The sequence below is a fragment of the Halomonas sp. BN3-1 genome (assembly GCF_003056325.1).
Lineage (GTDB): Bacteria > Pseudomonadota > Gammaproteobacteria > Pseudomonadales > Halomonadaceae > Halomonas > Halomonas litopenaei.
Genome location: NZ_PYVV01000003.1, coordinates 112,760 through 136,465 on the forward strand (window position 1 = coordinate 112,760; position 23,706 = coordinate 136,465).

The 23,706-nt window shown below is 61.9% G+C and carries 18 protein-coding genes; 12 read left to right on the forward strand and 6 right to left on the reverse strand.

Annotated features, from left to right (window positions below; translation table 11 throughout):
- Positions 1 to 195 precede the first annotated feature (195 nt).
- Entirely contained in the window at positions 196 to 909 is a 714-nt protein-coding gene (locus tag C9F12_RS05585; protein WP_045991734.1) for a glutathione S-transferase N-terminal domain-containing protein, read from the forward strand.
- Positions 910 to 1,758: 849 nt separating this feature from the next.
- A complete protein-coding gene (locus C9F12_RS05590; RefSeq protein ID WP_045991735.1) occupies positions 1,759 to 2,115 on the forward strand; it encodes a hypothetical protein in 357 nt (118 codons plus the stop codon).
- A gap of 715 nt (positions 2,116 to 2,830) precedes the next feature.
- Here the strand turns inward: C9F12_RS05590 and uraD are convergent.
- Complete coding sequence (gene uraD, locus C9F12_RS05595; RefSeq protein WP_045991736.1) at positions 2,831 to 3,349, reverse strand: 2-oxo-4-hydroxy-4-carboxy-5-ureidoimidazoline decarboxylase; 519 nt, start codon at positions 3,347 to 3,349, stop codon at positions 2,831 to 2,833.
- A gap of 438 nt (positions 3,350 to 3,787) precedes the next feature.
- Here uraD and uraH point away from each other — a divergent pair, with 438 nt between their 5' ends.
- The 3 genes from uraH to C9F12_RS05610 all read left to right on the forward strand — a co-directional run bounded on the left by uraH (position 3,788) and on the right by C9F12_RS05610 (position 6,296).
- Positions 3,788 to 4,141 (forward strand): hydroxyisourate hydrolase, encoded by a 354-nt coding sequence (gene uraH / locus C9F12_RS05600; RefSeq protein ID WP_045991737.1) that lies wholly within the window; start codon positions 3,788 to 3,790, stop codon positions 4,139 to 4,141.
- Positions 4,142 to 4,218: 77 nt separating this feature from the next.
- On the forward strand, positions 4,219 to 5,451 hold the full coding sequence (locus tag C9F12_RS05605) for a urate hydroxylase PuuD (RefSeq protein WP_045991738.1): 1,233 nt from the start codon (positions 4,219 to 4,221) through the stop codon (positions 5,449 to 5,451).
- Between the two features lie 110 nt (positions 5,452 to 5,561).
- The gene (locus tag C9F12_RS05610; protein ID WP_083970245.1) at positions 5,562 to 6,296 is read left to right on the forward strand and encodes a GntR family transcriptional regulator; all 735 of its coding nucleotides are present in this window, start codon (positions 5,562 to 5,564) and stop codon (positions 6,294 to 6,296) included.
- 179 nt (positions 6,297 to 6,475) lie between these two features.
- Here the strand turns inward: C9F12_RS05610 and C9F12_RS05615 are convergent, their stop codons facing one another.
- The 4 genes from C9F12_RS05615 to C9F12_RS05630 form a co-directional block, all read right to left on the reverse strand.
- On the reverse strand, positions 6,476 to 8,074 hold the full coding sequence (locus C9F12_RS05615; RefSeq protein WP_108448250.1) for an inorganic phosphate transporter: 1,599 nt from the start codon (positions 8,072 to 8,074) through the stop codon (positions 6,476 to 6,478).
- A gap of 338 nt (positions 8,075 to 8,412) precedes the next feature.
- The gene (locus C9F12_RS05620) at positions 8,413 to 9,864 is read right to left on the reverse strand and encodes an NCS1 family nucleobase:cation symporter-1 (RefSeq protein ID WP_108448251.1); all 1,452 of its coding nucleotides are present in this window, start codon (positions 9,862 to 9,864) and stop codon (positions 8,413 to 8,415) included.
- A gap of 87 nt (positions 9,865 to 9,951) precedes the next feature.
- Entirely contained in the window at positions 9,952 to 11,313 is a 1,362-nt protein-coding gene (locus tag C9F12_RS05625) for an NCS1 family transporter (protein WP_108132433.1), read from the reverse strand.
- A 71-nt stretch (positions 11,314 to 11,384) separates the two neighbouring features.
- A complete protein-coding gene (locus tag C9F12_RS05630; RefSeq protein WP_108132434.1) occupies positions 11,385 to 12,143 on the reverse strand; it encodes an aspartate/glutamate racemase family protein in 759 nt (252 codons plus the stop codon).
- Positions 12,144 to 12,927: 784 nt separating this feature from the next.
- On the opposite strand from C9F12_RS05630, the gene puuE reads away from it, so the two are divergent.
- The 3 genes from puuE (at position 12,928) to C9F12_RS05645 (ending at position 15,347) form a co-directional block, all read left to right on the forward strand.
- Complete coding sequence (puuE, locus tag C9F12_RS05635) at positions 12,928 to 13,869, forward strand: allantoinase PuuE (protein WP_045995184.1); 942 nt, start codon at positions 12,928 to 12,930, stop codon at positions 13,867 to 13,869.
- Between the two features lie 77 nt (positions 13,870 to 13,946).
- Positions 13,947 to 14,438 (forward strand): ureidoglycolate lyase, encoded by a 492-nt coding sequence (locus C9F12_RS05640; RefSeq protein WP_108132437.1) that lies wholly within the window; start codon positions 13,947 to 13,949, stop codon positions 14,436 to 14,438.
- A 66-nt stretch (positions 14,439 to 14,504) separates the two neighbouring features.
- Positions 14,505 to 15,347 carry a bifunctional allantoicase/(S)-ureidoglycine aminohydrolase gene (locus C9F12_RS05645; protein ID WP_045995186.1) on the forward strand — a complete coding sequence of 281 codons (843 nt, stop codon included), beginning with the start codon at positions 14,505 to 14,507 and terminating at the stop codon, positions 15,345 to 15,347.
- Positions 15,348 to 15,407: 60 nt separating this feature from the next.
- On the opposite strand, the gene C9F12_RS05650 is transcribed toward C9F12_RS05645, so the two are convergent.
- Positions 15,408 to 17,462, reverse strand: coding sequence for an EAL domain-containing protein (locus C9F12_RS05650; protein WP_162816396.1), 2,055 nt, complete (start codon positions 17,460 to 17,462; stop codon positions 15,408 to 15,410).
- A 612-nt stretch (positions 17,463 to 18,074) separates the two neighbouring features.
- Here C9F12_RS05650 and gcl point away from each other — a divergent pair.
- The 4 genes from gcl to pyk all read left to right on the forward strand — a co-directional run bounded on the left by gcl (position 18,075) and on the right by pyk (position 23,702).
- Positions 18,075 to 19,850: a glyoxylate carboligase gene (gene gcl / locus C9F12_RS05655; RefSeq protein ID WP_045994099.1), complete on the forward strand. Its 1,776-nt coding sequence runs from the start codon at positions 18,075 to 18,077 to the stop codon at positions 19,848 to 19,850.
- Between the two features lie 83 nt (positions 19,851 to 19,933).
- On the forward strand, positions 19,934 to 20,713 hold the full coding sequence (gene hyi, locus C9F12_RS05660) for a hydroxypyruvate isomerase (protein ID WP_045994098.1): 780 nt from the start codon (positions 19,934 to 19,936) through the stop codon (positions 20,711 to 20,713).
- A 19-nt stretch (positions 20,714 to 20,732) separates the two neighbouring features.
- The gene (locus C9F12_RS05665) at positions 20,733 to 21,644 is read left to right on the forward strand and encodes a 2-hydroxy-3-oxopropionate reductase (RefSeq protein WP_331281210.1); all 912 of its coding nucleotides are present in this window, start codon (positions 20,733 to 20,735) and stop codon (positions 21,642 to 21,644) included.
- A 582-nt stretch (positions 21,645 to 22,226) separates the two neighbouring features.
- Positions 22,227 to 23,702, forward strand: coding sequence for a pyruvate kinase (gene pyk / locus C9F12_RS05670; protein ID WP_108448253.1), 1,476 nt, complete (start codon positions 22,227 to 22,229; stop codon positions 23,700 to 23,702).
- Positions 23,703 to 23,706: the final 4 nt, after the last annotated feature.

The following is a 23,706-nucleotide window of genomic DNA, read 5'->3' on the forward strand; positions in this document are numbered from 1 at the left end:
TCGTCCGATCATTCTTCAAATTTATTGTTTAACAGTAGGTTAGAGTCGACAAAGACGCTGGAGGCGGGTGCGAACGAGGCTAGTTTCTTAGACTAATGGACAGGTTTGTCTCCATCCCTCAGGAAATCATGGCGTTGGCGAGGTGGGCGGTTGATGGCACTATCGGCAGACATTCCCCTTCTAGAGGTATCTGGCATGGCCCTGGTGATGTACGACCTGTGTGGCATCGATGAGTCACTGCGTTTTTCTCCCTTCTGCTGGCGAGCCAAGCTGGCCATCGCCCACAAGGGGCTCGAGGTGGAGGCGCGGCCCTGGTGCTTTACCGAAAAGGAAAAGCTCGAATTCACGGACCATGACAAGGTCCCGGTGCTGATCGATGGCGACGAAGTGATCACCGACAGTTTCGAGATCCTGCGTTACCTGGATCGTGCCTACCCTGAGGCCCCGACGCTGCTTGGCGGTCCCTTGGCCGAATCCCGCGCCCGCTTTTTCAAGCACTACAGCGAGCGCGCCCTGCAGCTGCCGATCCTGCGTACCATCGTGATGGACCTGATGAACGCCATCCATCCCAAGGACCGCGACTACTTCCGCACCACTCGTGAAAAACGCCTGGGCATGACCCTGGAGCAGTTCCATTCTCCGGCCAAGGGGCTCAGCCAGCTCGATAGCGCCCTGGAGCCCCTGCGTGGCCAGCTGTCGGGAAGCGACTTCATTGATGGCGACACACCCGGTGCGGCGGACTACCTGGTGTTTGCCAACTTCATGTGGGCGCGTTCGGTGTCCACCGCGGATCTGGTGTCCAATGCCGATCCGGTTTACGCCTGGATCGAGCGGATGCTTGATGCCAATGGCGGTGTCGGCCGCAACGCGGTGCGCATCTGTGATATCGAAGGCGCCTATCGCGCCTGACCCTTGCTGCCGAGCGAGGCGACGCCCTGATATCGTCGTCTCGCTCTTTGCTCTTTGCTCTTTGCTCTCTGCTCTCTGCTCTCTGCTCTCTGCTCTCTGCTCTCTGCTTTCTGCTCTCTGCTCTCTGCTCTCGACTCTTGGCTCCTCGTTGCGCTTCCCTCCTCAGTTTCCTTCGGTAAGCTTTCGCCTTTAGTCTGCGGCGATCATGACCCCTCGGTTATTACCGCATGTCGATCATGGCTTTAGAGGATCGCCAGCAAGGGCCCTCGTCTTGGCTAATCTTGCAGATATCTTTTGGAAGGCCATCGGACAACGCTGCGGTAGCTGTACCGAGCTGGTGAATCTGCGTGCAAGTTGCTCCGGTGGCCCGTCGGAAATGGCGAAGCAGCGGTCTTGTGTTTGATGACGAAGCTGTCGATTGTCGCTACTGCCGATTGTCGCTGCTGTCGATTGTCTCTATCGGCGACCGTCGTTATTGGCGATTGTATTGGTCGTTATGTCTCACAAAAGCGTGTTTATTGTGCTTCTGGAGCTGGTGCCGCTGCTGTCATCAGAGCGTCAATCATCTACTGCTATGGTGCGAATGGTGCGCCGCTGGGCAGATGCTGAGAATGCTGGGTGACTTTACCCGCGTTAGTGCAATTAGTGGCTCGTATATGCCTTATATGATGTTGCGGTGCAACAAGGTGCGTTCTAGTCTTCACATGCGAGACGATTCTGTGCTCGTTTGAAGACGATATGTAACCGGTGCAGCACAAGATACTGCCAGGCTGCCTCGTCTCGTCGTTGTTACGGCGGTCAGGCTGCCCGTGGGCCGAGCGTGCTGGCATACCTATAGGGAGTACCAACATGAGCGAGAACAAGGCAATGCCGACAATGGAAAACATGATCCCCTCCATGGACAAATTGTTGAGTCCGTGGCGTGAGGGGAGCCTGCTGACGCTGGAGTATTCCCAGAAGATGCTGGATGTGCGTTTCAAGACCATGGACTCCGCCATGAAGGCAGGTATCGCACAGGCCCGGTCCTGGTGCGAAGTGCGCGATGCCGAAAGTCTGAAGAACGCCAGCCAGTCCCAGCAGGAAACCCTGTCGGTGATCGGAGAGAGCCTGCGCGAGGAGAGCGAGACGTTGCTCAAGTTGAGCAAGGAGTACCAGGAAAAGTGTCAGGGAGTGGCCAAGGAAGCGCTGGATTCGGCCAAGGAGTAGCGGCGAAGCTGGTACGTTCTGGACGCCAGGGGCGTCGGCTGGAGACATCGGCTAGCGTCATCGTCGAGGAATATTGCCCGCAGACACGGCCCTGAGACACGGCCCGGATACATGGCTCGGTGATATGGCTCGGCGATATGGTCCGGAGATATCGACGTCGACATGTCGATGATGACACCGGCAGGCTCAAGCAGAGATATCAAAAAAGAAGAATGGAGCCAGCAGGAACGTCACCAGCAAGCGTTTAGCTAGCAGGAAATTAGCTAGAAAGAGATTAGCTAGAAAGAGATTAGTCAGAAGTAAATAAAGCAGTAAAAAGGTGCCTGGCCCCGAGCGACAGGCGCTGCGCAAGTCGCGGAAAGGTGGGCACGAGCGTAATGGTCCCGCCTTGGGTGCAGTTTCAGCATGGTCGTGAGATGAGGTAGTGCAACTCAAGCGAGAGCGACGAGCCCCAGAAGTGAGGTAGCGCAACTCTACTGTCGTGCAGCTGGCAGGGCCCAGAGCATGACCCGGTGGTTCGCTGAACGTGGCCGATGGGCACCACGTGAAAGGGTCTGGTAGGCCGCCATCCACATGGGGCCGTTCGTCTACAACCAGCCCGGACGCGAAAAGCGTGACGATTTCAGGATGACGAGAGCGCCAAGGCCTCTGGTCATCGACGTAGGGTTTGGCGGCCGGTCACCAGGTGACCGGCCGTTTTTGTGTGCTTGCTACTTCAGCTAGCGCGATCTTCCAGTCGGAACCGAGCGATCCGATTGATCTGCACCACGGCTTCCTGCCTTTCCTGCTCGGCTGAGTTGTTCAGGCGCTGTTCGAAGGCGGCGAGGATGGTGTGCCGATTGCCGCCCTTGACCGCCATGATGAAGGGAATACCAAAACGCGCCTTGTAGCTTTCGTTGAGGCGGGTGAAGCGCTCCAGCTCCTCCGGGGTGCACTGGTCCAGCCCGGCCCCGGCCTGCTCGCGGGTGGAGTCGTTGGTCAACTCGCCTGCGGCGGCAGCCTTGCCGGCAAGATCAGGGTGCGCCCGGATGACCTGCAGCTGTTCCTCCGGGGAGGCGTCGCTGAGGACCTGGCCCATGTGCTCGGCAAGACGTACCGGGTCGTCATGCTGCTCGTTCAGGCCACGATCGAAGGCACGCTCCGCCACCCAGGGTGAGTGCTCGAAGACGTCTCCGTAGGTGGTCACGAATTGGGTCTTGTCCATCTGGCTGGGGCGTTGGGTGAGGCTAGGCATGGGGAGTGGCTCCTGTCATGACGGCAAGGTAGATGGGGACGAGCATAGCTCTGATGACTCGTTGGTGTCGGTCACACCTTGTTGGCAGCGGGCGTAGGCGCAGACGGCAAGAGGTCGGTCGAGCCTTTGTTGCTGTCGGCAAACACCAGGCAGCTATGCATGCTCAAACTGTATACAAAAAATAGTTTGAAATGTACTCTTAATTTGGTCAATGATGTATGTTGTCATGGTTCCACACCACCATGCACTGGTTCCGCCATGCCGGCATCGCTGAAGTCATCTTCGTGTTGCTGCAAGCCACGACCGGCGAAAGCCTCTGGCCAGGTGTGACGAGAGACGATGATGCTCCATATCAGTGATTCACTTTAGCCAGTCCAGGACTGGATACATTGACCCGCTGATCGACCCGCTGATGACCCGCGAGAGGGGAGGACACTTATGGGACGCCTGACCACCCATGTACTGGATACCGCGCTTGGCCGCCCAGGCCAGGGGATTCGTATTGAGCTCTTCCGCATCCTTGGCGACGAACGTCAGCGCCTCGGGGAGACGATGACCAACGATGACGGGCGCTGCGATAGCCCGATCCTCGAAGGCGACGACTTCGTCGAAGGAGAGTACGAACTGCTGTTTCACGCCGGTGACTATCTGCGCGCCCTGGGTGTCGAGGCCTCGGAGCCGCGTTTCCTCGATCGGATTCCCCTGAGATTCGGCGTGGCGGATGCCAGTGAGCACTACCATGTGCCGCTCTTGCTGTCGCCTTATAGCTACTCCACCTACCGCGGCAGCTGAGCGTCATTGAGCACGATCAACCAGGCAGCCATCGATATTGACTGCCTTCCAACAACAACTGAAGTCGAGATAGGGCCATGTCATCGTACCTGTTGGACGTGAGCAATTTTCTGCTGCGCTGGCTGCATGTCATCGCGGCCATCGCCTGGATAGGCGAGTCGATCTACTTTGTCATGCTGGACAACTCGTTGAAGACCCCCAAGGACGAAGAAGACCGCGGCAAGGGTGTGTTCGGCGAAATGTGGGCGGTCCACGGGGGTGGCTTTTACCACAATCAGAAATACGCCACGGCGCCGGCCAAGCTGCCGGACGATCTGCACTGGTCCTTCTGGAAGGCCTATACCACCTGGCTGTCCGGTTTTGCGCTGTTCGTGATTCTGTACATGGCCAACCCCAGTTTCTACCTGGTCAACCCCCAGAGTCCCTGGGAGTGGGCCGCCAATCTGTCCGGCTGGCAGGCCAATGTGGTGGCTCTGCTGTTCCTGCTCGGTGGCTGGGTCGTCTACAACGAGATGTGCAAGCGTGTCAGCCCCAACATGGAGCGCGATGGCCTCTTGAGCCTGGGTGTCGCCGTCATGATGGTGGTGGTGGCCTATCTCAGCGTGCATATCTTCGCCGGACGTGCCGCCTTCCTGCTGACCGGTGCCGTCATGGCCACCGCCATGTCCGCCAACGTCTTCTTCTGGATCATTCCGGGTCAGCGCCGCATGGTGAAGGCGATGAAGGCGGGCGAGACGCCCAACCCCCTGGACGGCAAGCGCGGCAAGCAGCGCTCGGTGCACAACACCTACTTCACCCTGCCGGTGGTGCTGCTGATGATCAGCAACCACTATTCCTTCGCCTATACCAGCGACTGGGCCTGGGTGATCATGGCGCTCTTGATCTTTGCCGGCGCCCTGATTCGCCAGTACTTCGTGCTGATGCACAGCGGTCAGCACAAGCCGAGCTACCCGGCCGCCGGGGTGGCGCTGATTCTGGTGGCCTTCGCGGTGGGGGCTCCGAGCCTGACGACCAGTCCGGCCGCCGACAACGCCAACAGCGGCAGCAGTGCACCGGTTGCATCCGACGCTTCGCCGTTGGCCCAGGTGCATGCCGTCATGCAGGAGCGCTGTGTCAGCTGCCACGCCGCCCAGCCCGCCCACGCCGGATTCACCGCTCCGCCCGCCGGTGTGGCGCTTGAAACCGAGGCCCAGGTCGAGCAGCAGAAGGCCGCGATCCAGCAGGTGGTCGCCAGCGGCTATATGCCGCTTGGCAACCTGACCCAGATGACCGACGAGGAGCGTGCTCTGGTCGCCAACTGGGGCGAATAGAGGACCAGGATGAGCCGCAGTTGCCCCGGCGGGATGCGGGGAACTGCGGTTCTTTCCTGTCGGTATATCTCGTATACAATGGGGATATATTGCATCCGAGGACAGTGTCGATGAATCAGCGCGTGAAGCCTTCGCCCCCCGCCTCACCGGCCCCCAGACAGGGCAAGAACGGTGACGGCGCCGAGCGTCACGAGGCCATTCATCGCTCGATCAGCGACGCCATCATCGAGCACCGGCTCAAGCCGGGCGCACGTTTGCGCGAGGATGCCCTGTCCGAGGTGTTTGGGGTCAGTCGTACCGGCATTCGCAAGATCCTGCAGCGCCTGGCGCTGGAGCAGCTCGTCACCCTGACGCCACGCCGTGGCGCCAGCGTGACGCGTCCTACCGCTGACGAAGCCAAGGACGTGTTCGACGCCCGCCAGATGGTCGAGTGCGGGCTGATGTCGGATATCGCCAGGCGCATCACCCAGGACGACATCGTCACCCTCAAGGACATGGCCCAGCGCGAGCGGGAAGCGCTGCGCAGCGGCGAGCAGAGCGTTGCGATTCGCCTGTCCGCCGACTTCCACACCTATCTGGCCCGGGTCTCCGGCAACCGCACCCTGGCGGATTTCGTCGAGCGCCTGTGTTCGCGCAGTTCGCTGATTCTGGCGGTCTATGGCAACGCCGGGCACCTGGGCTGCGAGTCACACGACCATCAGGATCTGATCCAGTACCTGGAAGACGGCAAGGGCGAGCGCGCCGCCGCCTTCATGGGCCGCCACCTCAAGGCCATCGAGGCCTCGTTGTCGATCGTCGAGGAAGAGGACGAGGCGCCCAACCTGTTCGATATCTTTGCGCCCTGACGGCGACAAGTGATCTAGCGGCGGAGCAGCGGCCACTCGACCGCTGGTAAACGCCCGGATTTGACAGGTTTCGGCCCCGCTGACGCCATGGTGTCAGCGGGGCCGTCTTGCGTATGGCCGTGGCCTGAAACAGCTCGCTTCCTGTAACCGCAACAGCCTGACCCAAGGCTAGCCTAGCCCTAGCCAAAGATCGAGCGCAACGTCACGAACGACACCGCACTGATGGCCCCTGCTGCCGGTAGTGTAATGATCCAGGCAAGACCGATCGGCTTCATCAGGGTCCAGTTGGTCTGGTGGTTGACCAGACCAATCCCCAGCACCGCACCGATCAGAATATGCGTGCTGGAGACCGGAAGACCCATGATCGTGGCCAGCATGACGACTCCGGCAGCCGCCAGTTCGGCGGCGAATCCCGAGGCCGGATGCATGGCCGTCAGGTTGTGGCCCACCGTCTGGATCACCTCCTTGCCGATAAACCAGAGCCCGACGATCAGCGCTACCCCGAAGGTGATCATGGCTACCGGAGGAATCGCCGCCTCGCTGCCGATGGCACCATTACGCAGTACGTCGAGGATGGCCGCGAAGGGACCGATGGCGTTGGCGATGTCGTTGGAACCATGACTGAAGGCGAAGCCGGCGGCGGTGAAAACCTGCATCCAGCTGAACATCAGGAAGGTGGAACGTGACAGCGAGTTGCCCTTGAGGGTCTTGGCAAAGATGAAGGTTGCCATCCACACGACGGCCCCGATCATGCCCATGATCATGTAGTTGTTGAGGGTGGTCAGACCCAGTTCCAGGTGCTTGAAGCCCTTGAACAGAAGCATGGCGGAAATGATCATGGCACCACCGGCGGCCACCATCGGTACCCAGTTCTGCAGGGCTCGGTGGGCGTCGACATCTTCGCGCTGCTTCTCGATGCGCGAAAGCTCCTTGAAGTAGTCCGACTCGAACTCGGCGCTTTCGTAGTCCTGGTCGTGGTAAGCCTGGACATCACGTGTCATGGCGTGGGTATAGGAGATCTTCTGGATTTCCGAGAGTCGCTCGAAGGCCTCCTTGTGGCGGCGGTCGTTCTCGTACTTCTGGCGCTTTATCTCCTTGAGGCGATTCTCGGCTTCGTCGTTGTAGCTGAGGATGTGCTTCTTGATCAGCCCGAACAGGGCGTAGGAGACCAGACCGCCCAGTACCGGCGACAGCACCCAGGACACCGCGATCTGCCAGATCTGGTCCCACTGCACCAGTTCCATGCTGTGGACGCCCGGAGTCAAGGCGCCGAGTACCAGCGAGGAGCCGACGATGGCGCCGATGATCGAGTGGGTGGTGGAGACCGGATAGCCTTTCTTGCTGGCGAACAGCAGCCACAGGGCGGCGGCGATCAAGGCCGACATCATGATGTAGACGAAGTCCATCGGCGCGACAGTAAAGCCGGACAGGTCGACGATACCCTTGCGAATGGTGTCGGTGACCTGGCCGCCGGCGATCACCGCACCGCTGACCTCGAACACTGCTGCCACCAGCAGTGCCTGCTTGATGGTAAGGGTGCCGGCGCCGACGCTGGTGCCGAAGGAGTTGGCGACATCATTGCCACCAATATTGAAGGCCATGAACACCCCGAACAGGGTGGCCAGTCCAAAGACCAGGGGAAAATGGCCCTGAGTGTAGCCAGACCCCCAGAACAGAAAGTAGCCGACGGTGGCAAACAGCAGCACGGCGAAGGCCAGGCTGAGGCCGGAAGGCCTGAATCCCGACGATGTCGATACGGAATGACTGGGTGTTGTCATTGGATGTCCTCATGTTGGGCCGGCCTGAAGAAGATGGACGGCGGGAAGAGGACGACGATGGAGGGGGCGCTTTACGGATTTGTTGCAATGTGATGGAGCACTATACTCTATCGCGTTTTTTGCGCTGTTTTGCGCGCAAATAGGGTGAAGGTGTAGGTGATGGCGCGAGACTTGAAAGACTTTTCGTACCCACCTTTCGCAGCTAGCCTACCGCCTGACGACGGTAGGCTAGCTGCGGCCCTGTAGTGCGGCCCTGTAGTGCTGTGGCTTAGTCGTACGGACTGGCAGTACGACGGCGGCTCAGCAGGGCCAGTGATGGTCTGCCGTCTTGGCTCCCATCAGGCCGTCACCACCTGCTTGTGCTGGCGCATCAGCGCGTAGTAGATGGCGCCACCGAGTGCTGCCCCCATCATCCAGCCGAAGCCGGCCAGTCCTTGCAGGGCCGGCACCACTACCGTCGCCAGCGAAAAGATCGCGGCCAGCGCAAAGGCCACCACGGCGCGCAGGTTCCAGCCGTTGGTGTAGGTGTAGGCGTCGCCTTCACGGGACGAGAACAGCGCCTGGACGTCGAGTCGGCGGCCCTTGATCAGGTAGAAGTCGACCACGATGATGCCGTAGAACGGAGCGACGATGGCACCCACGGCGTTGACGAAGCCGGGCACGCCGATCTGGCTGATCACCGAGACCCACAGCGCGCCGACGAAAAAGGCCACGCAGGCGGTGATCAGGCCGCCGACCTTGAAGCTGATCACCCGGGGAAAGAGGTTGGCCAGGTCGTAGGCCGGGGGAATGAAGTTGGCCACCAGGTTGATGCCGACGGTGGCGGCGAAGAAGGTGACCGCCGCCAGCAGCGTCAACGGCAAGGCGTCGACCCGTTCGACGATATCGGTGGGGTTGGTCAGGGCCTCGCCGAACAGCACCAGGGTACCGGCGGTGATGATCAGCGCGATAAAGGAGAAGAAGGCGACGTTGAGGGGAAGCCCCAGCAGGTTGCCAAGCTTCATCTGACGTTCGGTTCTGACGAAGCGGGTGAAGTCGCCGAAGTTGATCACCACGGCGGCGAAGTAGGCCACCATGGTACCGACCACGGCAGCGAAGGCGCCGATGCCACCACCGCCTTCCCCGCTGGCCGAGAAGATGGTGCCCACCGCCGGCAGCAGCTCGCTGCCGGCCTGCCACCAGACCACCACCATCAGCGCTACCATGACCACGTAGACCAGCGGCCCCGCCCAGTTGAGGAAGTGCTTGATACGCTCGATCCCCGACCAGAAGATCGCGATCTGAAACAGCCACACCAGCACGAAGGACAGCCAGGCGACCGGTGACAGACCGAGCATGCCGGCCCCGCCGTCGGTACCGATCAGGGCGGTGATCATCAGGGTGACGGCGGTGGAGGCGAAGTAGGTCTGCACGCCGTACCAGAAGATCCCGACCAGGGCGCGCAACAGCGCCGGCAGGTTGGAGCCGCGCACGCCCAGGCTCGCCCGCACCATGACCGGGAAGGGGATGCCGTAGCGCACGCTGGGGGCACCGGTCAGATTGACCAGAAACATCACGATCACCCCGGCCAGGATGATCGCCGCCATCACCGCCCAGCCGCTCAGGTTGTAGGACAGAAACAGCGACGCGGCCAGGGTGTAGCCGAACAGGCTCTGGATGTCGTTGGACCAGACGTTGAAGATCTCGAAGGCGCCCCAGTTGCGCCGAGCGTGGGGCAGCGGGGCCAGGTCCTCGTTGTACAGGCCCGGATCGACCCGGGAGGTATCGAGGCTTAGATCGTCATGGGACATAAAGGTGTCTCTTGTTGTTGGAGAGATGGAATGACATGGAGACGACGAGGCCAGAGGCCCCGTCGATAGCTGTACTGATAGGTAGTGTTACTGAGTAAAGCGCTGGCAGCCCTTCCAGTAGCGCATCAGCAGCAGGTAGGTGAGGCCCGCCGGGATCAGGCTTGCGTACCAGGACACCGTGGGCATGCTGAAGGCGGCGACGACACCCACCGCGGTGGCGATGAAGGCGGCCAGATTGACGCCACGGTAAGGGCCGTTCTCGTCGTACAGCTTGTCCAGATCCAGGGTACGGCGGCGAATCAGGTAGTAGTCCACCACCAGCACCGCGAAGATCGGGCCGAGGAAGGAGGAGTAGGTCTGCACGAACACCTGCAGGCCGGCGGCAGACTCGTCCTTGACCAGCTCCCAGGGAAAGGTCGCGAAGGCCAGCAGGCCGACGACCACCGTCGCCTTGCGGAAGCTCATCTTGAAGGTGTCCATCAGCACGTAGGTGGGCGGCACCACGTTGTTGAGCACGTTGGTGGTGACCTGGGCGAAGGCGATGAACAGCAGGGTCGTCATCAGCAGCGGAGTGTTGTCCACGGCGTTGGCGAAGACCTTGATCGGGTCAGCCACGCCGGTGGCCTCGGACACCATGTAGCCGATCAACCCCATGAACAGCGTGCACGGCAGGATCGACATGGCGTAGATGGTGGTCAACAGACCCGGCCCGGTGCCCTTGACGTGCTCGCGGGAGTAGTCGCTGACATTGAGCATCATGGTCGAGTAGATGCCCAGAAACAGCATGGTGGCACCCCAGAAAGGCAGCCCCCAGGAGCCTTCCATGGTCAACAGGTTGGCCGAGAGGGCATCGCCGTAGCGGACCACGGTGCTATAGAACATGTAGACCAGCGAGGCCAGGATGAAGGCGCTACCCACGTTCTCCAGCCACTTGATGCCCTGGAAGCCGAGCACCGACAGGCCGATCTGCAGAAACTGAAAGCCGATGAAGAACACGATCAGGTTGTCGTAGCCGAACAGGGTGGCCGACACCAGGTTCAGGGCGCCCGCTCCGATCCAGCTCTGAAAGCCGTACCAGACGATGGCCGGCACCGCCCTGACCAGTCCTGGCAGACGAGTGCCCTGGAAACCGAAGGCGCTGCGCGCCTGGACCATGAAAGGAATGCCGTACTTGTAGCCCGCGGCGCCATTGATGGCCAGGGCGATGCCGATGACGAAACAGCCGATGGCGATGGCCACCGTGGCCTGGATCAGGTTGAGGGTGCCGACCACGCTGGAGCCCATGGTGAAGGTGCCGATCGAGACGCAGCCGCCGAACCAGGCCAGCAGGTAGGAGGTGCGCCCCATGATACGGGTCTTCTGGGGGGCCAGCGATTCGTCGCCGACGCTCTTGGTGGTGGCCTCGGCGACGCCCTGGGGCTCGCCTGGCCGGGAAGTGGAAGTGGTCATCTTGGACCTCGCTCGTTGTGGATTGTTATGGGTCAAGCCTTGTCATGCGGTGAGGGGGCAGAGGGAAGGGGTCAGCGGCCGGTGGTCTCCAGATCCAGATGGGACAGATGCTGGAAGGTGCCGCTAAAAGCCTTGGGTCGGGGAAAGGCCAGGTCACCGGTCTTGCAGGTGCCAAGGCCCAGCCCTACCAGTGCCTCGCTCAGCTTCACCGCCGCCGTCACCCCTTCCACCACCGGCAGGCCCACCTCGCGGCTGATGGTCTCGGTCAGGTCGGCCATGCCGCCGCAGCCCAGCACGATGGCGCCGATGCCGTCCTCGTCCCTGGCACGACGGCTCTCCTCGATGATCTTGTCGAGCGCGCAGTCGCTATCGTCTTCAAGGTCCAGCACCGGGATCTCGGCGGCACGCACTCGGCGACACTGGTGACGGAAACCGTACTGGTCGAGCAGGTGCTCGGCGATGATCACGGTGCGTCCCAGGGTGGTCACCACCGAGAAGCGCGTGCTGATCAGGCTGGCCATATGGAAGGCCGCTTCGGCGATCCCGATCACCGGTGCACGGGTGGCTTCTCGCGCCGCCAACAAGCCCGGGTCGCCGAAGCAGGCCACCACGTAGGCATCGACCTGGGCTTCCCTGTCCATGCGCAGGACCTCCTCGACCACGCCCACGGCGCTGATCGCCTCATCGAAATGGCCCTCGATGGAAACCGGGCCACTGACCGGCTGGGAGGCGGTGATGCGCGTGCCTGGCGCGGCGATGGCACTGCCGGCGAGGCGAATCGTCTCGGTCATGCCGGCGGTGGTGTTGGGGTTGATCAGGTGGAGATGCATGCCTGTCTTCCTTCATGGACGAGGAATTAATATCTTTGTACACAAAATAGATCGATATCGGATACGCATCAAGGGCTGAATTGATCGAGCGCGGTTGGCGGGGAAACACCTTAAAAAACAGTGCATTGAGTGCTTTTGTGGTGCGAGGGTCACGATCATGAGGAGTGTGAACTGTAAGTGAATACTGGGTTATCGATATAGTCAGTACAATATAATGGTAATTGTTGTATACAGTTTCTCGTGTATGGACTTCATGCGGCCTGTCGTCATGAACGGTATGGGCAGTGAGGGGAGGGCGTGGGCGTTGCTTCGCGGCGAGTTCTGCGGCGAAGTACGATGTGCCTTTTTCCCCTGGTAGGGGATCGATGAAGGTGTTGCCAAGAAAATGAGTACAGTCTATTTTTAGTTTGTATACATAATGGCGTGCGGTGACGTCACGCACGGCGCGCGAAGGCAGGCGCAAGGGAGGAGCGAAGGCAGGCGCAAACGCTGCGCCCGGAGGGTAGCGTTCAGCGGAAGTGTCTCGTTGAAACGATCAGCCCAAGCGCGCCATTCAGGGAGCTCCAGGCGTCGTTGCTCATGTGTCTGGCTAAAAGTGCCTGGTCCCGTGTGCCTGCCACCACGACCCGGGCCCCAGGTTCCAGAAACTGTGTTTCAGGTGCCCATTCAACCGCAGGCGTCCGGGGGCCGCAGGCACGCCACCTTGCTCTGTCGCCTATGTACTTGCACGCTCGCACGGCAGTGGTGGCTCCGGCCATCGCCCGACTTTCAGGAGAAGCTACCCATGACAACAACATCCTATCCGCGTGATCTGATCGGCTATGGTCGCACGCCTCCCCATGCCAACTGGCCAGGCAAGGCCAGGATCGCCGTGCAGTTCGTGCTCAACTACGAAGAGGGCGGCGAGAACTGTGTACTCCATGGTGATGCGGGCTCCGAGCAGTTTCTGTCCGAGATCATCGGTGCCGACAGCTATCCCGATCGCCATCTGAGCATGGAGTCGATCTACGAGTACGGCTCCCGTGCCGGGGTCTGGCGAGTGCTGCGGGAATTCGAGCGGCGGGGGCTGCCGTTGACGGTATTCGGAGTCGCCATGGCGCTGGAACGCCACCCTGAACTGGCCCACGCCTTCAAGGAGCTGGGGCACGAGATCGCCTGTCATGGCTATCGCTGGATCCACTACCAGCAGGTCTCGGAGAAGGTCGAGCGGGAGCACATGCGCAAGGCCATCGAGATCTTCGAGCGGCTCTACGGCGAGCGTCCTCAGGGTTGGTACACCGGCCGCGACAGCCCCAACACGCGGCGGCTGATACTCGACGAAGGCGGTTTCCTCTACGACAGCGACTACTACGGCGACGACCTGCCGTTCTGGACCTGCGAGGCCGACAGCCAGGGCCAGCACCATCCGCATCTGGTGGTGCCCTATACCCTGGACAGCAATGACATGCGCTTCGCCGCGCCCCAGGGCTTCAACACTGCCGATCACTTCTTCACCTATCTGCGTGATGCCTTCGATGTGCTCTACGCCGAGGGCGAGGACTCTCCCAAGATGCTGTCGGTGGGCCTGCACTGCCGCTTGATTGGCCGTCCGGGACGTTTTCGCGCCTTGCAGCGCTTTCTCGACCATATCGAGGCCCACGATCGGGTCTGGGTCACCCGGCGGATCGATATTGCACGCCACTGGGCGGAGCAGTTTCCCGCGCCGACGCCGGCGCCAATCGGCTGACGCAAGCCATCGCCCTGATCTCCCCGAGTGTCGACCGCCTCGGGGAGCCCTTTCTCGCCCGTACTTCAGGAAATACCATGCTCGAATTGACCGCACATCCCCTGACGGCGGAGGCCTTCGCCCCCTTTGGCGAGGTCATCGACGCGCGCAGCTCCGCCTCCTTTCCGATTAACGCTGGCCGCACCCAGCGCCACCATGATCTGGTGCCGATCGAGACTCTGGGCGACAACGCGCGGCCGATGATCAGCCTGTTCGTCAGCCAGCCCATCGAGTTGCCGCTGACGCTGTCCTTTCTGGAGCGCCATCCTCTCGGCAGCCAGGCCTTCATGCCGCTGCATGAGGAACGCTTCATCATCGTGGTGGCTCCGGCCGGCGATAGCATCGACCCTGCCGAGGTGCGTGCCTTCGTCACCGACGGCCGTCAGGGCGTCAACTACCGCGCCGGTACCTGGCACGCCATCCAGTCCGTGCTGGAGCGTGAAGGCGAGTTTCTCGTCGTCGATCGCGGTGGTGACGGCAACAATTGCGACGAATACCCCCTCGAGATTCGCGTCACCCTGGGTGAGTGACGAGCCCCGTCGACCGGGCGAAAGACACTGCTGCACGGCATACGGGCCAACAACAAGGATTTTTCAATGAGCGCTTCCCAACCGACACGACACTACTATGCGCCCCGCGGTGGGCATCCGGACCAGAAGGTGATGACCACCGACAGGGCGATGTTCACCGAAGCCTTCGCGGTGATCCCCAAGGGCGTCTATCGGGACATCGTCACCAGCAAGCTGCCCCATTGGCACAACACCCGGCTGTGGGTGCTGTCACGGCCGCTGTCGGGGTTCGCCGAAACCTTCTCCCAGTACATCATGGAAGTCGGCCCGGAGGGCGGCAGTGAACGTCCGGAGCCCAACCCTCAGGCGGAAGGCGTGCTGTTTGTCGTCGAGGGGGAGCTGGAGCTGACCCTGGCGGGCCAGGTGCACGTGATGGTGCCCGGCGGCTACGCCTTTATCCCCCCTGGCAGCGACTGGCAGGTGCACAATCGCAGCAAGGAAGCCGTGCGTTTCCACTGGATACGCAAGGCCTACGAACGCGTCGACGGTATCGATCTGCCCGAGCCCATCGTCACCAACGAGAACGATATCGCGCCGACGGTGATGCCGGATTGCAACGAGGTGTGGGCGACCACCCGCTTTGTCGATCCCGACGACATGCGTCACGACATGCATGTGACGGTGGTGACCTTCCAGCCCGGCGGAGTGATTCCCTTCGACGAGACCCATGTCATGGAGCACGGCCTCTACGTGCTCGAGGGCAAGGCGGTGTATCACCTCAACCAGCAATGGGTCGAGGTCGAAGCGGGTGACTACATGTGGCTGCGCGCCTTCTGCCCGCAGGCATGCTACGCCGGTGGTCCCGGTCCGTTCCGCTATCTGCTGTACAAGGACGTCAATCGGCATATGAAGCTGCCGACGCTGGACTGACCGACCAGGGCCTCGGCCCGGAAAGCGAGCTCGATTGAGGCCCCCGACCCCTCACGCCCTTTACGCGGAACCTGCTGCGTGCTGCTCCTGACGCAGCAGGGTTTCCAGCGCGGGGGCCTCCATCGGGCGGTAGAGCAGGAAGCCCTGCATCAGGGTGACGCCGATTCGCTCGAGGCGAGCCTCCTTGGCGTCCTTGTCCACGCCCTCACAGATGACCTGCAGGCTCAAGTGCCGGCACAACTGGTACACCGATTCGACGACACTGGCCTGGCGGGGCAGGTGGATATCGTCGATCAGCGTCTTGTCCAGCTTGATGAAGTCCACGCCAAGCTGGCTCAGGTAGTTGAAGGAGGAGTATCCGCTGCCGAAGTCATCCAGTGCGAACTGGACGTCCATGGATTGAAACAGCTTGATATCGGAAAGCGTTCGGGGAAGGTCCTCGAGTAGGGCCTGTTCGGTGATCTCGATGCCCAGCGAGTTGATCGGGCAATCGTTGAGCGCATTGAAGAAGCATCGCCGGACGTTGCCGCTGGAAAAGAACAGCGGCGTCACGTTGATGAACAGACGCTTGGACAACCCCGCCTCATTCCACTGCCGCACATGGTGAGCGGCAGTCCTTATCACCCAGCATTCGATGCCTTCCATGACGCCGGGGTGGTGGCGCAGCACGTCCAGAAACTGCGGGGGATGCAGCAGGCCCTGGGCATCGCGATAGCGCAGCAGGGCCTCGATGTGCTTGATGCGGTGAGTGCTGACGTCGACGATGGGCTGGAAAACCAGTTCGAGCTGGCCTTCGTTCAGCCATTTCAGGGTTCGGTCTGCCTGCTTGATACGACTCCAGCGGCTGACGTTCTCTTCCATCAGCACGATATCCAGGGCGTCATCGCCAAACGCCGAGTCGCTTGCATTGCGCGAGGGAAAGACCGGGTATTCGTCCTTGCTGGAGCGCTCGCGGTGAACATAGCGGCGCCACGCCACGCTGTATATCAGCACCCCGCAGCCGATACAGGTCAGTTGCAGCAGCATCGATGGCAGGTAGACGCCGTCGAAGGCCAGGTAGCTCGAGATCAGATAAGGCACCGCCCAGTGGACGCTGTTGGGTGGCGGCGCCACCCAGCCCATGGACATGGCGGCGTAGGCCAGGCTGGCATTGATCGTCGGCACCGAGATAAAGGCCCAGGCCATGCGCAGGTTGAACACCAGCGGTATGCCAAAGACCAGGGTCTCGCTGATGTTGAACAAGGTCAGCGGGGCAGAGATGCGCGCCAGCGACTTGTACTCCCGGCGTGAACTCACCACCAGCATCACCAGCATCAGGCACAACACCGAGCCCGCCCCGCCCGGGGTGGCGTAGAGGGTGAAGAACTCCGGCGAAGGCAGCCCCAGCACGTCGCTCTTGTTCTGCAGGTATTCGAACACCCCCAGCATGGTGGCGTAGCCGTGGATGGCGAACAGCGACAGCACCTGCAGAAACATCACGAACAGGATGACCTCCAGGTGATAGGGAATACGGTCGACCAGCAGCGCATAGATGTCCTGGGCGTAGCGATCGGCGAGGGCGACGAAGACAAAGCGCAGCACGATGGCCAGCATTACCGCGATCACGCCAGGCAGCACGTAGCGCAGGTTGAAGGTGATCATCTGGCTCATGACCACTCGCTGGGGATGGCTCCGGGTGTTCTCCCGGGCGAACAGCTTGAAGGTGGTGTGGGTCAGCAGGATCGCGGGGTAGATGGCGATGGTCGACCCCAGGCTGCGGGTCTGCTGGCCGACTTCGGCGTAGAGCTGGTCCCAGCCACACAGGATCCAGAACACCGGCAGCGACACCAGCATGACGGCCGGCGCTCGGATACGGTTGTGGCTGTTCAGTGACCAGCTCAACGACAGCAGGATCACTTCGGGAAACAGCTCTCCGAGATAGCGTGCCAGGTGGCTGACATAGACGGCGATGCCGGTGTCGATGCCAGCGAAGTGAAACAGATTGGCGGCCACGGTCACCGCTGCCATCACGATGACGTAGGGCAGGATCGACAGATAGGCGTTGCGAATGGCCAGCAGGGTGCGATGCGCCGACAGGCTGGACAAGCGCTCATCGATATCGCGAAAGTTGGCCATCGTGTCGATCACCGTGGCAGTCGATCTCGAGCGCCCGGTGACGCTTGCGCGCAGGAGAGCGGGGCAGGGGCAAGAGCAAGAGCAAGAGCAAGAGCAAGAGCAAGAGCAAGAGCAAGAGCGTCATTGGCTGGCGCACCGTGAACCGCTGGGCAAGGTTGCCTTCCCTTCTGGTCATCAGAGGCGAATAGGGCGGGTGCCCGCCAATCCGGCGGCCTGTCGTGCTTTAGACCGCACAGTTTATCGAGTATAGCCCGTTGCTGTGCGGGTGAGTGTTGCTGTTCCGCTCACTCTTGTCTTGACGTTTTCTCTGGTTCGAAAGCACGGCGCCGTGCTTTCGAACCTTTCCTTGTCCGCGCGACCGCCAGTTGTCGCGCGATTCTCCCGGATGGGCGATGCCCGCTACGGCACATCTCACCGATCACTCGTTGTTTCAGGGACTTGCCGATGCAAGTTTGCTGACGCCAACAGCTTGATGGAAAAAATTTCCAAAATTGTTTGCGGGGTGCTTGTCTGGCTGCTAGAAATAATGGAAAGAAATTCCAAAAAAATCATTTCCGTATAATGTTGCAGTGCAAAAATGTATACAATAATAGATAACTCAGGAGATGCATCATGACTCGCATGACTGCTGCCGACGCCGCTGTTCACGTACTCATCAAGGAAGGTATCGAGGTGGCCTTCGGCGTGCCCGGGGCCGCGATCAACCCCTTCTATTCGTCGATGCGACGCGTCGGCGGGATCGACCATGTGCTGGCGCGCCATGTCGAGGGCGCCTCCCACATGGCTGAAGGCTATACCCGCACCAAGGCCGGCAATATCGGGGTCTGCATCGGCACCTCCGGGCCTGCCGGGACCGACATGATCACCGGGCTCTACTCCGCCAGCGCCGACTCCATACCGATCCTCTGCATCACCGGTCAGGCCCCGGTCAGCAAGCTGCACAAGGAAGACTTCCAGGCGGTGGATATCCAGGCCATCGCCGGGCCCGTGACCAAGTGGGCGATCACCGTGCGGGAGGCGGCCCAGGTGCCGCACGCCTTCCAGCAGGCCTTCCAGATCATGCGTTCCTCGCGTCCGGGGCCGGTGCTGATCGATCTGCCCATCGACGTCCAGTTGACCGAGATCGAGTTCGATGTAGACGCCTATGAGCCCCTGGCGGCCTACAAGCCGCGGGCCAGCCGTGCCCAGTGCGAAAAGGCCCTGGGTATGCTCAATGAGGCAGAGCGCCCCTTGCTGGTGGCGGGAGGAGGCATCATCAACGCCGACGCCGCCGGCGAGCTTCAGACCCTGGCCGAGCTGCTCGGAGTGCCGGTGATTCCGACCCTGATGGGCTGGGGCGCGGTGCCGGACGATCACCCGCTGATGGCGGGCATGGTGGGGCTTCAGACCTCCCACCGCTACGGCAACGCGACACTGCTCGAGTCGGACTTCGTGATGGGGATCGGCAACCGCTGGGCCAACCGTCACACCGGCAATCTCGAGACCTACACCGAAGGCCGCACCTTCGTGCATATCGATATCGAGCCGACCCAGATCGGGCGTATCTTCGGCCCCGACTACGGTATCGTTTCCGACGCCAAGGCGGCGCTCGAGACGATGGTCGAGGTGGCCCGCGAGTGGCGTGAACAGGGGCGGCTCAAGGATCGCAGCGGCTGGGCCGAGTCCTGTCAGGAGCGCAAGCGCACCATGCTGCGCAAGACCCACTTCGACGATGTGCCGGTGAAGCCCCAGCGGGTCTACGAGGAGATGAACAAGGTCTTCGGCCGCAACGCCCGCTACATCAGCACCATTGGCCTGTCACAGATCGCCGGTGCCCAGTTCCTGCACGTCTATCGGCCACGCCACTGGATCAACTGCGGTCAGGCTGGCCCCCTGGGCTGGACCATTCCTGCCGCCCTCGGTGTCTGCCGGGCGGATCCCGAGGCCGAGGTGGTGGCGCTGTCGGGAGACTATGACTTCCAGTTCATGATCGAGGAGCTGGCGGTGGGCGCCCAGTTCAAACTGCCCTACGTCCACGTGCTGGTGAACAACGCCTATCTCGGCCTGATTCGCCAGGCCCAGCGCGGCTTCGACATGGACTACTGCGTGCAGCTCGCCTTCGAGAACATCAACTGCGAGGAGATCGACGGCTACGGCGTCGACCATGTGTCGGTGGTGGAGGGACTGGGCTGCAAGGCGCTCAGGGTCAGCCGGCCCGATGACATTGCGCCGGCGCTGGAGCAGGCCCGCGAGATGGCCCGCCAGCACCGGGTACCGGTAGTGGTCGAGGTCATCCTCGAGCGGGTCACCAATATCGCCATGGGCACCGACCTGACCGGTATCAACGAGTTCGAGGCGCTGGCCGAGAACCTCGAGGATGCACCGAGTTCCATCGCTGCTCTGACCTGATTCAGCTCTAACTGAGAGCGACGGCCGCCGTGGTCTGGCGGTCGTCGATCGACGAAGTGTCTTACGCGCAACAGGAGATTTTCATGGCCAAGTTTGCCGCCAACCTGAGCATGCTGTTCACCGAAGTGGACTTTCTCGATCGCTTCGAGGCCGCCGCCAAGGCCGGCTTCCAGGGTGTCGAGTACCTCTTTCCCTATGACCATCCCGCCGAGGAGATCAAGGCGCGGCTCGACGCCCATGGCCTGACCCAGGTGCTGCACAACCTGCCGGCCGGCGACTGGGCCGCCGGAGAGCGCGGTATCGCCTGCCACCCGGATCGCGTCGAAGAGTTTCGTGCCGGCGTCGACACCGCGATTGAGTACGCCACCGCCCTGGGCTGCGGTCAGGTCAACTGTCTGGCCGGCATCGTGCCCCAGGGCGTCAGTCAGGACGAGGCTCACCGTACGCTGGTCGACAACCTGCGCTACGCCGCCGAACGCCTGGCCGACGCCGGTATCGTGCTGCTGGCCGAGCCGATCAATACCCGTGACATCCCGGGCTTCTTTCTCCATCGCACCGAACAGGCGCTGGCGCTGTTCGATGAGGTGGGCAGCGACAATCTGAAGCTGCAGTACGACATCTATCACATGCAGATCATGGAAGGGGATCTGGCGCCGACGATGGAGCGTCATCTCGCACGCATCGCCCACGTGCAGCTGGCGGACAACCCCGGACGTCACGAGCCGGGCAGTGGCGAGATCCACTATCCCTTCCTGTTCGCCCACCTCGACCGGATCGGCTATCAGGGCTGGATCGGCTGCGAGTACAAGCCGGCCACGACCACCCAGGAAGGCCTGGGCTGGTTCGACCAGGCCAGGGCGTGATCCCGATATTCGTAACCCCCTGAAATATCAGGCAAGGAGAATCACAATGAGCAAGATCGGTTTTATCGGATTGGGCATCATGGGGCGTCCCATGGCGGGACATCTGCTGGATGCCGGGCATGAGCTGGTCAGCGTCAAGCGCGGCAAGCTCGACGCGACCCTGGCGGAAAAGGGGCTCAGTGAGGTCGCAAGCCCCAGGGCCGTGGCCGAGGCCAGCGAGGTGATCATCACCATGGTCCCCGACACCCCGGATGTCGAAGACGTGCTGTTCGGCGAAGACGGCGTGATCGAAGGGCTCAAGCCCGGCACTCTGGTGATCGACATGAGCTCGATCGCGCCCCTGGCGACCCAGGAATTTGCCCGTCGTATTCACGAGGCCGGAGGCGAGTACGTCGACGCGCCGGTATCCGGCGGCGAGGGGGGCGCCATCAATGCCGCCCTGACGATCATGGTGGGCGCCACCGAGGAAGGCTTCAAGCGTGCCTTGCCGCTGTTGGAGGTGATGGGCAAGACCATCACGCATATCGGCGGTCACGGGGCCGGGCAGACCTGCAAGGTGGCCAACCAGATCGTGGTGGCGTTGACCATCGAGGCGGTGTCCGAGGGATTGCTGTTCGCCTCCAAGGCAGGTGCCGACGTGGCCAAGGTGCGTGAGTCGCTGCTGGGTGGTCTGGCCCAGTCGAAGATCCTCGACGTGCACGGCGAGCGGATGATCCAGCGGACCTTCGATCCTGGCTTCCGTATTCGCCTGCATCAGAAGGATCTCAATCTGGCACTGGAAGGAGCACGAGGGCTCAATCTGGCGCTGCCGGGTACCGCCAACGCTCAGCAACTGTTTCAGTCCTGTGCCGCCCTGGGTGGCAGCGACTGGGATCACGCCGGTATCGTGCGTGCCCTCGAGGCCCTGGCCGATCACGAAATCGGGCAGTAGACGGGTTCGAGCCCTCGGGCCGGCAAGGTCCGGGGGCCGGGCAGGGAGATGACTGCTCCCTGAACGGCGGGTGTGAGGTCGTCACTCGTCGGGATCGCGCAGGCGATCCTTGCTCGCCGATGGGCCCCCCCCATTTTTCCCATCGGTGAGCTCTTTTTGCTGACAGGCGACGCTTGATGCCAGGCGATGCTGACCTGAGCCCTCTCTGCCTTTCGTCCTGGGCATCTCTGTCGTATCGACGGAAAGAGGGATTGCGATAGCCTCTTGAGCAAGGCAGCCTTGAACAGGTATCACTGCTGGCGAGCCCCGCTATCACGAAAGTTTTGTAGTTTAATTACAGGCCGCGATCAAATTTTCCTGCGCTGGAATTGGCGTGCTCGAATTCCGTGATGATCCTTGTCTATCATCAGGTTGCGCCTAACCTTGGCGCATTGTATAGGTGGCGGCACCAGCATCTTGGCCTTTAGTGGTGGTCGCTACAGCGATCATTTTGTAGTAAAATTACAGGATTCGGATCTGGATGCCATCGAAGTGGCTTCCACCTATCCTGCTTGCGTCATTTTCGAACCAGTCGAGGACAGCATGAGCCAACTCCCGCATACCCCCGTACGTCGTACCAAGATCGTTGCCACCCTCGGGCCCGCCAGTGATCGTGAAGGGGTCCTGGAGGAGATGCTGCGTGCCGGCGTCGACGTGGTTCGCCTCAATTTTTCCCATGGCAGCGCCGACGACCATCGCCGCCGCCTGAACGAGGTCCGGACCATCGCCGATCGACTCGGTCGCAGTGTGGCCGCGCTGGGGGATCTTCAGGGACCCAAGATCCGCATCGCCCGCTTCGCCGAGGGGGCGGTCAATCTGGAAGAAGGCGCTGACTTCGTCATCGATGTGTCGATGGATTCCCAGGCCGGCGACGCCACTCGGGTCGGCTGCGACTACAAGGAACTGGCCGACGACGTGGCCGGTGGCGACCGTCTGTTGCTGGACGACGGCCGCGTGGTGCTGGACGTGGACCGCGTCGACGGCAGCCAGATCCATACCCGTGTGGTGGTCGGCGGCAAGCTGTCCAACAACAAGGGCATCAACAAGCAGGGCGGTGGCCTGTCGGCGCCGGCACTGACCGACAAGGACAAGGAAGACCTCAAGACCGCCATCGATATCGGCGTCGACTATCTGGCCGTGTCCTTTCCGCGTACCGCCGAGGACATGCTGGAGGCGCGTCGCCTGCTGGGCGAGGCCGGTGCCGAGATCGGCCTGGTCGCCAAGCTCGAGCGCGCCGAGGCGGTGGCCTCCGATGAGACCCTGGATGACATCATCGAGGCCAGTGAGGCGGTGATGGTGGCGCGTGGTGACCTGGGCGTCGAGATCGGTGACGAGAAGCTGATCGGTACCCAGAAGCGCATCATCAAGCATGCCCGCAGCCATAACCGCGCGGTGATCACCGCCACCCAGATGATGGAGTCGATGATCGAGTCGCCGCTGCCCACCCGGGCCGAGGTGTTCGACGTGGCCAACGCGGTGCTGGACGCTACCGACGCGGTGATGCTGTCGGCCGAGACCGCCGCCGGCGACTACCCGGTGGAAACCATCGAAGCCATGGATCGCGTCTGTCTGGGCGCCGAGCGCGAGCGTATCGCCCAGGAGTCCGGGCACCGCATCCACGAAGGCTTCGAGCGCATCGACGAGACCATCGCGCTGTCGGCGATGTACGCCGCCAACCATCTGGAGGGGGTGGCCGCCATCGCCTGCATGACCTCCACCGGTTATACGCCGCTGATCGCCTCGCGCATCCGCTCGGGCCTGCCGATCGTCGGGCTGGCCCACAACCCCATCGCCCAGCGGCGCATGGCGCTGTATCGCGGGGTCATCTCGCTGCCCTTCGACACCAGCGAAATGTCCGCCTCCGAGCTCAACGACCGCGCCCTGGAGCGTCTGGTCAACCACGGCGTGGCCGTGCCGGGGGACCACGTCATCCTGACCCGCGGCGACCACATGAACGCCCACGGCGGCACCAATACCCTGAAGATCCTGGACGTCAACGACGGTCACGTCGCTGGCTGAACCT